Origin of the sequence: Rubrivivax benzoatilyticus JA2 = ATCC BAA-35 (assembly GCF_000190375.1) — a bacterium.
In the GTDB taxonomy this organism is placed as follows: Bacteria; Pseudomonadota; Gammaproteobacteria; order Burkholderiales; family Burkholderiaceae_C; genus Rubrivivax; species Rubrivivax benzoatilyticus.
Window position 1 is genome coordinate 34,375 of the sequence record NZ_AEWG01000155.1, and the last position, 15,289, is coordinate 49,663.

The following is a 15,289-nucleotide window of genomic DNA, read 5'->3' on the forward strand; positions in this document are numbered from 1 at the left end:
CGAGAATGCAGGCTGACTTTCTGGATGCCCATCTGCGTCACTGGGACGACGCGGAGCAGCTTTTGCACGCTCAGCGATGGGCAAACGCCGATCATCTATACGGATTTGCTGCGGAGTGCGGACTGAAGCGCCTGATGTTGGCGTTCGGCATGCCCTATGACCCAGTCAAGAACCGCCCCCAGAACGAGAAAGACCGGAGGCACGCAGACGAGGTTTGGACCCGATTCGAAAGCTACCGAAGCGGCTCCGTCCTAGGTGCAGGATACGTTCCCGCCATCGTCGGGAACCCCTTCTCGCAGTGGACAGCTTCTCAGCGATATGCACATCACAGCAACTTCGATCAGACGCGCGCCAACGGCCACCGAGCCGGGGCGGAAGCGGTGCGCACGCTGGTACTAAAGGCTCAACAGGAAGGACTGTTCTGAGATGACCACCTTTGATCGGATCCTCCCCATTGCTCAACAGGTCTTTGCCGCCAACGCAGAGGCGATTCGGCGGCTGCCGTGGTTGCTGGTCAATCGCGACTTGAACGGGCGGGTACGCCTGATCGCCCCGGAGTCCGCTTCTCAGGATGAAGCCCAGCGCGCTGCGGTTAAGGATCTATATCAGTCCCTTGCCGCCGAACTTGGCCCGCATGCTTACCCGACGGACGCAGGGGTCCTTTTTGAAGAGCAGCCGGAGCACGCTTACCAAGGCGCTCTGCCGTTTGGTCTTCCGGGCTTCGATAACGTCATGGTACTGGATCGCCTAGCGACGGATACCCGCTGGGAGAGCATTGCAAATGTAGCGAACGGCGCGCCGCGGTTCGTCTTCTTCTCTATCAAGGGCGGCGTCGGACGCTCCACCGCCTTGGCGGCCAGCGCCTGGTCGCTGGCGAGACAGGGCAGGCGAGTGATGGTGCTGGATCTGGATCTGGAATCCCCCGGTCTGTCTAGCGCGCTCCTGCCCAGCGAGCGTCAGCCGATCTACGGGATTACCGACTGGCTCGTAGAAGATCTTGTGGAGAACGGCGACGCATTGCTGGCGGACATGTTCGCAACCAGTGATCTATTGACAGCCGGCCCAATCTATCTGGTACCCGCTCACGGTCGAGAACCCGGCGAGTACGTCTCAAAACTGGGCCGCGTGTGGATGCCCAAGATCTGCGGGCCCGCAGAGCGTCAGTCTTGGGCAGAACGCCTGAATCGACTGATCAGTCGCCTCGAGCATCAGCACCGGCCCGATGTAATTCTCATCGACTCACGTGCAGGCATCGACGAAGTAGCTGCAGCCTGCGTGACAGATCTTGGCGCACATACGGTCTTCATGTTTGCCATCCAGGGCCAGCAGACTTGGACCGGCTATAAGTCGCTATTCGCTCACTGGCAACAGCGCGGGGTCATACGTCAAATTCGGAGTCGCCTGCAGCTCGTCGCCGGATTGGTTCCCGACGACGAGCGACGAAGCGAATATCTCGGCGCACTTAGAGCGGACGCTTATAGACTCTTCGAAGAAACTTATGATGAGGCCGCCCCCGGCGAGATCGGCGACTGGAGCTTCGAAGAGGACGACGACGATGCACCGCACTCACCGTTGGCAATCCGTTGGAACCGTGGCTGGTACGGATTGCTTAGCCTTCAGCAAAGGATGCTGCAGGTTGACGAGACCGAGGTGACGACTGTCTATGGTGCTTTGCAGAAATACTTTGACGGCGCCCTCAATACGGAATTCAGCAAATGATTGATCCCAACTCCGTTCGCGAAGCGATCATCGAGGCCCCTTTCGAGCTTGACAACAAGGGAGAGACCCCTCACCCCGGAACTCTGTACATCCCACTGGCTCATAGAAAGGCCCTGGCGCGAGAAGCCACGCTGGTGGTCGGCGCCCGCGGCGTCGGCAAATCATTTTGGACTTCTGCGTTGAGCAACGACGCGCTTCGGAACCAGATTGGCGCCTCGGTGCAGGACCTGGTCAACACGGATGTCCGCGTCGGCTTCGCAGTCAACTCGAATCTCGACGCCTATCCCGACCGCGCAACGTTCCGGCAACTACTATGCCTCGGCAAAGAGCCAGAAACAGTATGGAAGTCTGTAGTTCTGCGCTGGCTGGCGGAAGTTGTCAACCACGCCATTCCCAGGGCGTCGTGGACCGAGACAGCACAATGGGTCGCCAACAATCCAGAGTCTTTCGCACGAATTGCAGAAGCAGCCGATACCAAGCTCGCTGAACAGGGTCGATTCGGGCTCATTGTCTTCGACGCGATGGACCGAACGAGCGCAGACTGGGATGAGATGAACCGCATCGTCCGCGACGTCCTGCAAGTCGCGCTCTGGATGCGAGGATTTTCTCAACTTCGAGCAAAGGTCTTTCTCAGACCGGATCAACTAGACCGCTCAAAAACCAATTTCGTTGATGCCTCCAAGATTCTGAGTACGCGAGTCGATCTGACCTGGGATCGCAGCGACCTTCATGCGATGATGTGGCAACGCCTCATCAACGCCGCCGAATGCTATGGCGAGAATATTCGGACGTTGGTCTCCTCCGCGCTACCGCCAAGTGAGGCACTAAAGAACGAGGGAAGCGCGTGGAAGCTGCCGACCGCGCTCGCATCCGAAGCACCTCATCAGCGCCGCCTATTCGAGCTTCTGGCCGGCGACAAGATGGGCAAAGATGCAAGACGCGGGGTGCCATACGTATGGAGCGTCAGCCACCTGGCAGACGGACACGGATGGACGTCCCCGAGGTCATTTCTGGCCGCAATACACGGCGCCGCGGAGGACAGCCGCAAGCGCTATGGCGAGCATCCACTGCCGCTTCACTACGAGAGCATCAAGCGCGGCATTCAAAAGGCCTCAAAAATTAGAGTTGAACAGGTGGCAGAAGATGATTCTTGGGTCCCCGAGGTGATGGCCCCCCTGAAAGACCGCAACGTGCCATCGGACTACGAGACCATACGACAGCAATGGGAGAGCGCATTTCCCAACGGTCCTTCGGACCTTCACTCTGAACACCTTCCCCCTCAGCATCGGGAGAAGGGCTGGGATGGCGTTCGACTTGATCTGGAAAGACTAGGCATCTTGGTCACGCGAAGGGATGGGCGAGTCGACATGCCCGACCTGTACCGGGTCGGCTTCGGCTTGGGACGCAGAGGCGGCGTGCGGCCGGGACACTGAGTCAAGGATGTCGATCCGGCGCTTCTCGTCGCGCACGCACCGGCTGGATAGCAGCTTTCTGCTGGAGCACCTGAAAGGCGCACGCAGCTACACGCGCATCGCGGGCTACTTCACCAGCTCGCTGTTCGAGGTGGCGCACGAGCTGCTGGAAGACATTCCGCAGGTTCGTATCGTCTGCAACGTCGACATCCACCCCGACGACCTGAAGGTTGCCCAGCTGCGCGAGGCGCGCATGATGGGCCGCTGGAACGAGAAGGCCATCGAGGCCGAGGCGCTGCTGAACCGCGACCGCTATCGCCGTTTGGATGCCTTCCTGCAGCGGCACGGCCAGGCGGTGCGCGTGGCACCCGACAGCGTGTGCGGCTTCGTGCACGGCAAGGCCGGAGTCATCGAGCTGGCTGATGGACGCAAGCTGGGCTTCATCGGCTCGATGAACGAAACCCGCAGCGGCTGGCAGCGCCACTACGAGATCCTGTGGGAAGACGAATCACCCGAGGGAGTGGCCTGGATCGAGAGCGAGTTCGAGTTCCTATGGAACGCTGCGCGCCCACTGCCCGAGGCGGTGATCCGCGAAGTGCACCGACGCGGCTACCGCCGCGAGGTGGTGTTCGACGAAATCGAGGACGACGGCGACGTGGCGCCGGCTGCGCTGGTCGAGTCTCCGCTGTACCGCGAGGGACTGGCGCTCCAGCCGTGGCAGCAGGGCTTCGTCAGCGAGTGCCTGCACCACTATCAGCTGCACAAAGTGGTGCGCCTGTTGCTGGCCGATGAAGTCGGCCTGGGCAAGACGCTGTCGCTGGGAACCGCGGCGCTGACACTGTGCCTGCTAGCCGACCGCGAACAGCAAGCGCGGCGACCCGTAGTGATCTTTGCCCCGGCCACGCTGTGCGAGCAGTGGCAGACCGAGATGCTGGACAAGCTGGGCATCCCGTGCGCGCGCTGGGACACTTTGCACAAGGTGTGGCTCGACGATCAGGATCGCGCCATCTCGCCGGCAGGCCGAGAGCACATCGCGCGCTGCCCGCTGCGCATCGGTATCGTCTCGACTGGGTTGATGATGCGGCAGTCGGTTGAGAAGCAGCATCTGCTGGGCCTGCGCTTCGGCCTGGTGATCCTGGACGAGGCGCACAAGGCCCGCACCCGGCGAGGCTTCGGTGTTGACGCGGGCACGCCCAACGAGTTGCTGGCCTTCATGCGCGAGATCGCGGCCCGGTCGGAGCATGTGCTACTGGGCACCGCGACGCCCATCCAGACTCAACCGCAGGACCTCTGGGATCTGATCGGCATCCTGCACCAGGGGCGCGGCAACTTCGTGTTGGGGAACGAACTCGCAGCCTGGCACCGGGCCGAAGCGGTGCTGGAGATTCTGTCGGGTCGGCAGGAGGTGACCTCCGCCGAGCACGCTTGGGAGCTGTTGCGGTCACCTCTGCCGCTGGTGGACGCCACGCGCGAACCGCGCGCAAGGCGACTGTTCAGCGCGATCCGCCAGGATCTGGGGCTGGTCAACGGCGAGAGCCAGACTGCCCGGTCACTGGCAGACCTGAGCGTAGACACCCGCGAGATCCTGGAAGACGAGCTGCACCGGCAGGTGTCGGGCGCCACCTTCTTCCAGCGCGAGAACGCCTTGGTGCGTCATGTGGTGCTGCGCAAACGCGTCAGCCTGGAAGACGCAGGCCTGCTGACACGGGTGGGCGTGGATGTGCATCCCGACCGACAGCTCGTCCGTGAGCCCCAGGGCTTCGACGCGTTGTTCGAGGCCAAGGCGCTGCGCACCAGCGAGGACTTCCGAGAGGCGTACCGTGAGGCCCGCGCCTTCGGCAAAGCACTGAGCAAGCGTGGCGGCGGGGGGTTCATGAAGAACCTGGTCGAGCAGCGCATTTGCTCGTCCATCCACGCTGGCCTGAACACGGTGCGAGCGCTGCTGCAAGGCCAGACCCTGAGCGAGGAGAAAGACGAGGGCTACGCAGAACTGGCCGTTGATACAAGCAACGAGCGCGAAGCCCTGGAACGGCTGCTGAACCGGCTGGAGCGGATCGATGCCGACCCCAAACTCGCCGCATTGCTGTACTACCTGGACCGCGAGAAGTGGCTGGAGCTCGGCGTGATTGTCTTCAGCCAGTACTACGACACCGCACGCTGGTTGGCAGAACAGCTTGCCCGACGCTACCCAGCCGAAGCGATCGGTCTGTACGCAGGTGCCGGACGCAGCCGGCTCTACCAGCGCGGCGACAGCGTGTCGTGCGAACGCGAGACGCTCAAGAAGATGGTGGCCGAGCACCAGATCCGGATCATGGTGGCCACGGATGCCGCCTGCGAGGGCCTGAATCTGCAGACCCTGGGCACGCTGGTGAACGTTGACTTGCCTTGGAATCCGACGCGGCTGGAACAGCGCATCGGCCGCATCAAGCGCTTTGGCCAGAAGCGCGACACCGTTGACATGCTCAACTTGGTCAACGAGCAAACCGTCGACGAGAAGATCTACGACCGCCTCTCGGAGCGCATGCGCGACCGCTACGACCTCTTCGGTTCCATTCCGGACACCATCAAGGACGAGTGGATCGACGACATCGAGGCGCTGGGCGAAAAGATGGACGAGTACATCAATGCCCAGCGCGAGGCCACCGGCTTCGATCTCCGCTACACGGCGACGATGCAATCGCCCGAGAAGGACTGGCGTGAATGCGTCGCCGTGCTTTCAAGGCGCGACTTCGCGACCCTCATGGCCAGCGCCTGGACGTCGTAGCAGCGCCGAGAGCGGCTTTGGCACACGGACTCCGTGAAATTGGGTTGGGAACCAGGCTGCGCCGCCCCTACTCCACCGTCACCGACTTGGCCAAATTCCGCGGCTTGTCCACATCCGTCCCCCGCGCACAAGCCGCGTGGTACGCCAGCAGCTGCAGCGGCACCACGTGCAGGATGGGCGACAGCCGCCCGTAGTGCTCGGGCATGCGGATGACGTGCACGCCGGTGTCGCTGGCGATCTGGCTGTCGGCGTCGGCGAAGACGTAGAGCTGGCCGGCGCGGGCGCGCACTTCCTGCATGTTGCTCTTCAGCTTCTCCAGCAGCGCGTCGTTCGGCGCCACCGTCACCACCGGCATCTGCTCGGTCACCAGGGCCAGCGGGCCGTGCTTCAGCTCGCCGGCCGGGTAGGCCTCGGCGTGGATGTAGCTGATCTCCTTGAGCTTCAGCGCGCCTTCCAGCGCGATCGGGTAATGCAGCCCACGGCCCAGGAACAGCGCGTTCTCCTTGCGCGAGAAGTCTTCGCTCCAGGCGATGACCTGCGGCTCCAGCGCCAGCACGGCCTGCAGCGCCAGCGGCAGGTGGCGCAGCGCCTTCAGCTCCGCGGCTTCCTGCTCGTCGGTCAGCCTGCCCTTCACCTGCGCCAGCGCCAGCGTCAGCAGGTACAGCGCGACGAGCTGGGTCGTGAAGGCCTTGGTGCTGGCCACGCCGATCTCGACGCCGGCGCGCGTGACGTAGGCCAGCTCGCACTCGCGCACCATCGCGCTGGTGGCGACGTTGCAGATCGTCAGCGTGTGCTTCATGCCCAGGCTGCGCGCGTGCTTCAGCGCGGCCAGCGTGTCGGCGGTCTCGCCGCTCTGGCTGATGGTGACGACCAGCGTGCGCGGGTCGGGCACGCTGTCGCGGTAGCGGTACTCGCTGGCGATCTCCACCGTCGTCGGGATGCCGGCCACCGACTCCAGCCAGTAGCGCGCGGTGCTGCCGGCGTAGTAGCTGGTGCCGCAGGCCAGGATCAGCACGCGGTCGACTTCCTTGAAGATGCGGTAGGCGCCGTCGCCGAACAGCTCGGGGCTGATGCCGGGCACCGCGTCCAGCGTGTCGGCGATGGCCTTGGGCTGCTCGAAGATCTCCTTCTGCATGTAGTGCCGGTACGGGCCCAGCTCGGCGGCGCCGCTGTAGGCGGCGACGGTGCGCACCTCGCGCTCGACGGCGCGGTAGCGGCCCTGCTCGTCGGCGGCGCTGATCCACACCCGGCCCAGCTGCAGGTCGACGACGTCGCCTTCTTCCAGGTAGACGATGCGTTCGGTGACGCCGGCCAGCGCCATCGCGTCGGAGGCGACGAAGTTCTCGCCTTCGCCGACCCCCAGCACCAGCGGCGACCCCTGGCGCGCACCGACCACGCGGTGCGGCTCGTCACGGCAGAAGACGGCGATCGCGTAGGCGCCGCGCAGCCGCGGCAGCGCACGCTGCACGGCTTCGAGCAGGTCGCCTTCGTAATAGCGGTGCACCAGGTGGGCGATGACCTCGGTGTCGGTCTGGCTGGCGAAGACGTAGCCGCGCTGCTGCAGCTCGGCACGCAGCTCGTCGTGGTTCTCGATGATGCCGTTGTGCACCAGCGCGATCCGGCCCGGGCCGTCGGCGCCGGGGCCGGCCGAGAAGTGCGGATGGGCGTTGTGCACCGCCGGCGCGCCGTGCGTCGCCCAGCGCGTGTGGGCGATGCCGGTGGTGGCGGTGATGCCGTCATGCGCGACGTTGGTCTCCAGCTCGGCCACGCGCGAGGTGCTGCGCGCGCGGCGCAGTTCGCCGTCCTGGTGCACGGCCACGCCGCAGGAGTCGTAGCCGCGGTACTCCAGCCGCTTCAGGCCTTCGATCAGGATCGGGACGATGTTGCGCGTGCTGACCGCGCCGACGATGCCGCACATGGGTTCAACCTTTCGTACTTCGGTGGCGGGATGCTAGGCCGGGGCGGATGAAGTTTTCGTTCATTGATGGCGTGATCGTGAACGATTCACCCACACGAATGAGGCATCAGCATTTTCTTTCGCTACTTAACATCGGATGGCATATCCTTTCGTCATGGATCTCGACGCCACCGACTACCGCCTGCTCGAGCTGCTGCAGGACGACGCCTCGCTGTCCAACCAGGCGCTCGCCGAACGTGCCCACACCTCGCCGGCGACGGCGCTGCGGCGCGTGCGGCGGCTGGTCGACGGCGGCGTCATCGAGCGCCGCGTCGCGCTGCTCTCGCCCGAACGCCTGGGCGCCGGGCTGACGGCGCTGGTGGAGATCACGCTGGACCGCCAGGGCGCCGAGCACCTGGACGCCTTCGAGGCCCGTGTCGCCGGCGACGCCGCGGTGCAGCAGTGCTACCGCGTGTCGCCGGGGCCGGACTTCGTGCTCGTCGTGCACGCCGCCGACATGGCCGGCTACCACGCGCTGGTGCAGCGCCTGTTCACGCAGGACGCCAACGTGCGCAACGTGAAGGCTTTCTTCAGCGTCAAGCGCGCCAAGTTCGACCCGCGGCTGCCGCTGCCGGCGCCGGCGCGCTGAGCGCCAAGCACCCGCGGCGCAGCGGACAAAGCGCGCTCGCTAGAGTGCGCGCGTCACCACCCGCTGCCACCGCCCGATGAACACCGCCGACACCCGCGCCGTCCTGACGATCGCCCTGCTCGCCGCCTTCGCCGACGGCCGCAAGCACGAACGCGAGCGTGAACAGATCCGCCGCATCGCCGAAGGCCTGGCGCAGGACGCGGCGGTCGACCTACCGTCGCTGGTGCAGGACGTGCTGCTCAAGCGTGTGGACGTGGCCGCGGCCGCCGCCGCGCTGAGCAGCGCCGACGCGCGCCAGCTGGCCTACGAGATGGCGGTGGGCGTCTGCGACGCCGACGGCACGCAGAGCGATGCCGAGCGCGCCTTCCTCGCCGACCTGGCGCGTCGTCTCGGCCTCGACGACGGCGAGGCCGGCGCCTACGCGGCGCAGGCCGAGACGCTGGCGTCGGCGGACGTCGCCGGCGAGGTGGTGGAGACGGCTGCGCCGACGGCCGCGGCGGACACCGTGGCGCGCCCGGCCCGGCCCGCGGTCGACGAGGCCGAGCTCGACCGCGCGATCCTCAACGCCGCGATCTTGAACGGCGCGCTGGAGCTGCTGCCGGAGTCGCTGTCGACGCTGGCCATCATCCCGCTGCAGATGAAGCTGGTGCACCGCGTCGGCCTGGCCTACGGCTACCCGCTGGACAGCGGCCACGTGAAGGACTTCCTGGCCACCGCCGGCGTGGGCCTCACCTCGCAGTACCTGGAACAGGCCGGGCGCAAGCTGCTGGGCGGCCTGCTCGGGCGCGTCGGCGGCGGGCTGCTCGGCGGCCTGGGCAAGCAGGCCGTCAGCTCAGGGCTGAGCTTCGCGACGACCTGGGCGCTGGGCCAGGTCGCCAAGCGTTACTACGCCGGCGGGCGCACCTTCTCCACCGAGATGCTGCGCAGCACCTACACCGAGCTGCTGCAGCAGGCGCGCGGCATGCAGAGCCAGTACGCGCCGCAGATCCAGCAGCAGGCGCGCACGCTGGACGTGCAGAAGGTGATGGCGATGGTGCGCGGGGGGCGGTGAGGCCAGGAAGGCTTGAAGCCTGGGGTCAGAAGCCTGGAAGCCTGGGGAAGCCTGGAAGCCTGGGGTCAGGTCCCTCAGGACCTGACCCCGAGCAGCCTCGAGCAGCCACTGGTGCGCGGCCGCTGAAGTCTGGGGTCAGGTCCTGCGGGACCTGACCCCGAGCGGCCGCTGAACGCCGGCGCTACTGCCTGACGATCGCCAGCCCCTTCAGGTACTCGCCTTCGGGGAAGAACAGCGTCGTCGGGTGGTCGGGCGTGCCTTCCAGCCGGGCCAGGATCGCGCCGTCGACACCGGCGTCCATCGCCGCGCCGGCGACGATCTTGTGGAACAGGTCGGCGCTGATGCCGCCCGAGCAGCTGAAGGTCAGCAGCAGCCCGCCCGGCTCCAGCAGCTTCAGCGCCAGGCGGTTGATGTCCTTGTAGGCGCGCGACGCGCGCTCGGCGTGCGCCGCGGTGGGCGCGAACTTCGGCGGGTCGAGCACGATGGCGTCGTAACGCTGCCCCGCCTTCAGCTCATCGCGCAGGAACTGGTTGACGTCGGCGTCCTGCGTGCGGCTGCGCGCGGCGTCGAAGCCGTTCAGCTCGACGTGGGCCTGCACCCGCTCCAGCGCCGGCGCCGACGAGTCGATGCTGGTGACGTGGCGCGCACCGCCGGCCAGCGCCGCGACGCTGAAGCCGCCGGTGTAGCAGAAGCAGTTCAGCACACGCTGGGCGCCCTGCTGGCGCACCAGCTCGGCAAAACGCGCGCGGTTGTCGCGCTGGTCGAGATAGAAGCCGGTCTTGTGGCCGGTGGCCACGTCCAGCGTCAGCTTCCAGCCGTGTTCGCGGATCGTCACCTCGGTGCCGCCGCCGCCGCGCAGCCAGCCGGTCACCGGCTCCAGGCCTTCGAGCGAACGCACGCTGGCGTCGGAGCGTTCGTACAGGCCGCGCGCGCCGGTCTGCGCCATCAGCGCGTCGGCGATCACGTCCTTCCAGCGCACGCTGCCCACCGACAGGAACTGCACCGACAGCAGGTCGCCGTAGCGGTCGACGACGAGGCCCGGCAGGCCGTCGGCTTCGCCGTGGATCAAGCGCACGCCGTCGCTGGCCACCGGCAGACGCGCACGCAGCGCGAGCGCACGCGCGATGCGGCGCTGGAAGAAGTCGGCGTCGATGCGTTCGCTGGCCTCGAAGCTCCAGGCGCGCACGCGGATCGTCGAGTTCGGGCTGTAAGCACCCCAGGCGAGGAAGCTGCCGTCGGCGGCATCCACCCGCACGGTCTCGCCGGCGTCGGCCTTGCCTTTTTCGATGCTGCCCTGGAACACCCAGGGGTGGCGGCGCTGCAGCGAGCGCTCCTTGCCTTCGCGCAGTCGGATCGTTTTCATGGGCGCGATTGTCGCCGCGCCCTGAAGAACGGGGTCAGAGGAACGGGGTCAGGTCTCGGAGGAACGGGAGGAACGGGGTCAGGTCTCGTGAGACCTGACCCCTGACGGCCGCTGAAGAGCGGAAGAACGGGGTCAGGTCTTGCGAGACCTGACCCCAGACCGCCGACCCCAGACCGCCGGCGCGGCCTCAGCCGCCTTCGGGCGTCTTGCGTTTGGCGCGCGGATGCGCGGCGTCGTAGGCTCTGGCAAGGTGCTGGAAGTCGAGCTGGGTGTAGACCTGGGTCGTCGAGATGCTGGCGTGGCCCAGCAGCTCCTGCACCGCGCGCAGGTCGCCGCTGCTCTGCAGCAGATGGCTGGCATAGCTGTGGCGCAGCATGTGCGGGTGCACGTGCGTCGGCAGCCCGGCCTGCAGTGCGATCTGCTTCAAGCGCGCGCGCAGCGCGCCTTGCGACAGGCGTTCGCCACGCCGGCTGACGAAGAGCGCCGGCTCGCCGGCCGCGGCCAGTTGCCCTCGCACCGCCAGCCAGGCGGCCAGCGCCTCCAGCGCCTTCGCGCCCACCGGCACGCTGCGGCGCTTGCGGCCCTTGCCGAGCACGTGGGCGCTGGCGTCTTCGGCGTCGATCCAGCCGGCGGCGCCGGCCGACGGTGCGAGGTCCAGCGCCAGCAGCTCGCCGATGCGCAGCCCGCAGCCGTAGAGCAGCTCGACGATCGCGTGGTCGCGTGCCGCCAGGCGGGCGTCGCCGTCTTCGTTCTCGTGTTCGGCCAGCGCGACGGCCTGGTCGACCGGCAGCGCCTTGGGCAGCGGCTTGCCGGTCTTGGGCGCCTTCAGGCCGTCGACCGGATTCGCCGGCACCAGCCCTTCGCGGCCCCACCAGCGGTACAGCCCGCGCCAGGCCGACAGCACCAGCGCGATGCTGCGCGGCGCGAGGCCGGCGGTGCGCAGCTGCGCCATCCAGCGGCGCACATGGTGCGGCTGGGCGGCGCGCAGTTCGACACCGTCGGCTGCGGCCGAGGCCGCCAGCCGGCCGAGGGCGTCGCGGTACAGCGCCAGCGTGCGCGGCGCCAGCCGCCGCTCGACGCCCAGGTGGTCCAGCCAGCGCTGCACGTCGTCGGGCAGCGTGGCGTCCATCGCCGGGCTCAGGCCGTCAGACGCGAGAGAGCCGCTCCCGCGGTATCACCGATGCGCACCAGGAACTCGGTGCCCATGTCGGCGCTGTAGCGCGTCGGGTCGGGCGAGCCCAGGATCAGCAGGCCGAAGCTGCCGGCCGCGCCGCGCAGCGGGATCAGCGCCACCGAGGCGATGGCGCCCGGCTCGGGCAGCCAGCTCACGGCCTCGAAACCGGCGTTCACGCCGCAGTACGGCTGCGACAGGCTGTCGGCGAAGCTCTTCACGTCGTCGCTGACCGGCTCGCTGAAGCGCTGGCCTTCGTGCGCCGGGGCGACGTTCCACAGCCGCAGCGCGGCCTGCGGGATCATGAACTGGTGCTGCAGCTCGTCGACCAGAACCGCGGGCAGCGCGGCGGCGTCGGCGGTGACGAGCAGCGCGCGTGTCCAGCGGTGCAGGCGTTCGGCGATGCCGACGTTCTCCTGGCTGTGCCGGATCATCTCGACGATGCGCATCTCCAGGCCCTTGATGCGGTCGCGCAGCATTTCCATCTGCCGCTCCTGCAGCGAGACGGCGCGCTGGCCGTGCGGGCTGGTGAGCTGCACGCTGGACAGCAGCTCGGCGTGGCGCTCGAAGAAGCCGGGCGTGTTGGCCAGGTACTCGGCGATGTCGTTCTCGGTGATGCCCTGGAGGTTCACAGCTCGATTTCTCCTTCGAAGACGGTCACGGCAGGGCCGGTCATCAGCACCGAGGCGCTGTCGTCGGGCCACTCGATCAGCAGGTCGCCGCCGCGCGCGTGCACCTCGACACGGCGGTCCAGCCAGCCCAGGCGGATGCCGGCGACGACCGCGGCGCAGGCGCCGGTGCCGCAGGCCAGCGTCTCGCCGGCGTCGCGTTCGTAGACACGCAGCTTGACCTCGCTGCGCGACAAGACCTGCAGGAAGCCGGCGTTGACGCGGCGCGGGAAGCGCGCATGGCTTTCGACCCGCGGGCCGACGGCGGCCACCGGCGCGGCGTCGACGTCGGCTACACGCATCACCGCGTGCGGGTTGCCCATCGACAGCACGGCGACCTCGACTCCGGCGTCGGCCAGCGGCCAGAGCTCGAAGCCGTTGACGAGGCGCGGCGTCAGCCCGCTGGCGTCGAAGGGCACACGCGCCAGGTCGAAGACGGGGCGGTTCATGTCGACACGCACGCGGCCGTCGGCGGCCAGCGACAGCTCGAGCAGGTTGTTGACGGTCTCGACGCGGATCGTCGTCTTGTCGGTCAGGCCGTGGTCGACGACGTAGCGCACGAAGCAGCGCGAGCCGTTGCCGCACTGCTCGACCTCGTCGCCGGTGTTGTTGAAGATGCGGTAGCGGAAGTCGACGCCGGGCGTCGTGCTGCGCTCGATGACGAGGATCTGGTCGGCGCCGACGCCGAAGCGGCGGTCACCCAGCCGGCGGATCTGCTCGCGCGACAGCGCCAGCGGCGCGCCGGTGGCGTCGAGCACGACGAAGTCGTTGCCGGCGCCGTGCATCTTGGTGAAGCGCAGTCGCATCGGCGGATTATCGCTTCGTGTACAGCCCGGGCTCGCCCTCGGGGCGGGTCTTGAACCGCTTGTGCACCCAGAGGTACTGCGACGGGTTGCGCACGACCTCGCTCTCGATCCACTCGTTCATGCGCCGGGCGTCGGCCTCGGCGTCGTCGCTGGGCCAGTCGGTGAACGGGGGCAGGAAACGCACGCGGTAGCCGGCACCGCCGGGCAGGAACTCGGCGACCACCGGCTGCACCGTCATCTTCAGCCCGCGCGCCATCTTCGACGGCGCCGTCAGCGTCGCCGCCGGCACGCCGAAGAACGGCACGAACACCGCCTCGCGGCGGCCGAAGTCCATGTCGGGCAGGTTGAAGAAGGCCGCGCCGCGTTTGACGGCACGCACCAGCGGCAGCGCGCTCTCCTGGCGCGAGAACACCTCGCCGCGCCCGAAGCGCAGCCGCCCGGCGCGCATCGCCGCGTCCATCACCGCATTGCTCTGGCGCTGGTAGATCGAGGCCACCCAGCGCTGCTGGAACAGCTGCGTGGCGGCGCCGGCGACGTCCAGCGCCAGGAAGTGCGGCACCAGCCACATCACCGGGCGCTCGCTCTCGTCGGCCAGTTGCACCTGGCCTTCGACGTGGATCAGGCGCTTCAGGCGCTCGGGGCTGGCGTACCAGAGCAGGCCGCGTTCGATGAGGCTGCGGCCGAGCCAGCCGAAGTGCTCGCGCGCGATGCGCTCGCGCTCGGCGGCGGGCTTGTCGGGGAAACACAGCTCCAGGTTGCGCAGCGCGATGCGCCGGCGCGAGCCGGCGAGGCGGAAGAACAGGGCGCCGAGGCCGCGGCCGAGCGCGGCCTGCACCCCCAGCGGCAGCCAATGCAGCAACCAGACGAGCGCCAGCACGGCGCGGGACAGCAGAGTCATGAGGACGCGCCGCTGCGCGGCGCCTTGTAGCGGTGGTAGCCCCACAGGTACTGCGTGGGCTTGAGGCGGATGACGGCTTCCATCGAGCGGTTGACGGCGATCGCACCCGCTTCGTCGCCGCCGTCCTCGGGCAGCGGCACCGGCATCGGCATCAGGCGCACCACGTAACCGGCACCACGCGGCAGGCGTTCGGCCCAGAGGATGGCCACCGCGGCGCCGGTCTGCTGCACCAGGCGCGCGGCCAGCGTCATCGTGTAGGCGGGCTGGCCGAAGAACGGCGCCCAGACCCCCTGGCCTTCGGGCGGCACCTGGTCGGGCAGCAGGCCCACGGTCTCGCCCTTCTTCAGCGCCCGCAGCATCTGGCGCACGCCGGCCAGCGTGGCCGGTGCGGTGGCCAGCGCCGGGCGCGCGCGTGCGGTCTCCTCCAGCTCGCGCAGCAGCTGCTTGCGCGCCGGGCGGTAGAGCACGGTCAGCGGCTGGCGCGCGCCGAAACGTTCGGCGTAGGCCTGGGCGGCGATCTCGAAGCTGCCCATGTGCGGCGTCAGCAGCACCAGGCCCTTGCCGCGGCCCAGCAGCGACTCCATCAGCTCGGCGCCTTCCCAGCGCACCGGGTCGGCGATCGGCTGCTCGCGCGGGCGCAGCCACAGGCGCGGCACCTCCATCACCAGGCGGCCGGCATCGGCCACCGCCTCGCGGCGCTCGGCCGCGGTCAGCCCGGCCAGCGCAGCATTGGCGTCCAGGCGGCGGCGGTAGGACGGCGAAGCCCAGTAGACCAGCCAGCCAAGGAAAGCGCCCAGGACGTGGAGAAAACGCAAGGAACGGCGAGACAGCCAGCGAACCAGGAAAAACATGCTTGTATGATCCGGCCGTCGCCGAGTTAACAGGACAACT

At 67.8% G+C, this 15,289-nt stretch carries 13 protein-coding genes; 6 read left to right on the top strand and 7 right to left on the bottom strand.

Features of this window, described 5'->3' with window-relative positions; all coding sequences use genetic code 11:
- Positions 1-5: 5 nt before the first annotated feature.
- Genes RBXJA2T_RS19895 through RBXJA2T_RS17435 form a run of 4 tightly spaced genes read left to right on the top strand, consistent with a single transcriptional unit; the run spans position 6 to position 5,895 of the window.
- Entirely contained in the window at positions 6-425 is a 420-nt protein-coding gene (locus RBXJA2T_RS19895) for an SAM-dependent methyltransferase (protein WP_081467650.1), read from the top strand.
- A gap of 1 nt (position 426) precedes the next feature.
- Positions 427-1,719 carry a KGGVGR-motif variant AAA ATPase gene (locus RBXJA2T_RS17430; RefSeq protein ID WP_009858747.1) on the top strand — a complete coding sequence of 431 codons (1,293 nt, stop codon included), beginning with the start codon at positions 427-429 and terminating at the stop codon, positions 1,717-1,719.
- Positions 1,716-3,152 carry a hypothetical protein gene (locus RBXJA2T_RS19900; RefSeq protein WP_081467651.1) on the top strand — a complete coding sequence of 479 codons (1,437 nt, stop codon included), beginning with the start codon at positions 1,716-1,718 and terminating at the stop codon, positions 3,150-3,152. Before RBXJA2T_RS17430 ends, RBXJA2T_RS19900 begins: the two co-directional genes overlap by 4 nt.
- Before the next feature lie 7 nt (positions 3,153-3,159).
- Positions 3,160-5,895, top strand: coding sequence for a phospholipase D-like domain-containing anti-phage protein (locus tag RBXJA2T_RS17435; RefSeq protein WP_009858748.1), 2,736 nt, complete (start codon positions 3,160-3,162; stop codon positions 5,893-5,895).
- Between the two features lie 67 nt (positions 5,896-5,962).
- On the opposite strand, the gene glmS is transcribed toward RBXJA2T_RS17435, so the two are convergent.
- Complete coding sequence (glmS, locus tag RBXJA2T_RS17440; protein ID WP_009858749.1) at positions 5,963-7,813, bottom strand: glutamine--fructose-6-phosphate transaminase (isomerizing); 1,851 nt, start codon at positions 7,811-7,813, stop codon at positions 5,963-5,965.
- Positions 7,814-7,967: 154 nt separating this feature from the next.
- Here glmS and RBXJA2T_RS17445 point away from each other — a divergent pair, with 154 nt between their 5' ends.
- Together RBXJA2T_RS17445 and RBXJA2T_RS17450 are read left to right on the top strand one after the other, a co-directional pair.
- Positions 7,968-8,441 carry an Lrp/AsnC family transcriptional regulator gene (locus tag RBXJA2T_RS17445; RefSeq protein WP_009858750.1) on the top strand — a complete coding sequence of 158 codons (474 nt, stop codon included), beginning with the start codon at positions 7,968-7,970 and terminating at the stop codon, positions 8,439-8,441.
- Between the two features lie 76 nt (positions 8,442-8,517).
- Entirely contained in the window at positions 8,518-9,492 is a 975-nt protein-coding gene (locus RBXJA2T_RS17450; RefSeq protein WP_009858751.1) for a YcjF family protein, read from the top strand.
- 181 nt (positions 9,493-9,673) lie between these two features.
- On the opposite strand, the gene RBXJA2T_RS17455 is transcribed toward RBXJA2T_RS17450, so the two are convergent.
- The 6 genes from RBXJA2T_RS17455 to RBXJA2T_RS17480 form a co-directional block, all read right to left on the bottom strand.
- Positions 9,674-10,855 carry a class I SAM-dependent rRNA methyltransferase gene (locus RBXJA2T_RS17455; protein WP_009858752.1) on the bottom strand — a complete coding sequence of 394 codons (1,182 nt, stop codon included), beginning with the start codon at positions 10,853-10,855 and terminating at the stop codon, positions 9,674-9,676.
- Between the two features lie 187 nt (positions 10,856-11,042).
- A complete protein-coding gene (locus RBXJA2T_RS17460; RefSeq protein WP_009858753.1) occupies positions 11,043-11,984 on the bottom strand; it encodes a tyrosine recombinase XerC in 942 nt (313 codons plus the stop codon).
- 8 nt (positions 11,985-11,992) lie between these two features.
- Entirely contained in the window at positions 11,993-12,658 is a 666-nt protein-coding gene (locus RBXJA2T_RS17465) for a DUF484 family protein (RefSeq protein WP_009858754.1), read from the bottom strand.
- Complete coding sequence (gene dapF, locus RBXJA2T_RS17470) at positions 12,655-13,500, bottom strand: diaminopimelate epimerase (protein ID WP_009858755.1); 846 nt, start codon at positions 13,498-13,500, stop codon at positions 12,655-12,657. The genes RBXJA2T_RS17465 and dapF overlap by 4 nt, the downstream gene beginning before the upstream one ends.
- A gap of 7 nt (positions 13,501-13,507) precedes the next feature.
- A complete protein-coding gene (locus RBXJA2T_RS17475) occupies positions 13,508-14,398 on the bottom strand; it encodes an LpxL/LpxP family acyltransferase (protein WP_009858756.1) in 891 nt (296 codons plus the stop codon).
- Positions 14,395-15,249 carry a lysophospholipid acyltransferase family protein gene (locus RBXJA2T_RS17480; protein WP_009858757.1) on the bottom strand — a complete coding sequence of 285 codons (855 nt, stop codon included), beginning with the start codon at positions 15,247-15,249 and terminating at the stop codon, positions 14,395-14,397. Before RBXJA2T_RS17480 ends, RBXJA2T_RS17475 begins: the two co-directional genes overlap by 4 nt.
- Between the last annotated feature and the right edge of the window lie 40 nt (positions 15,250-15,289).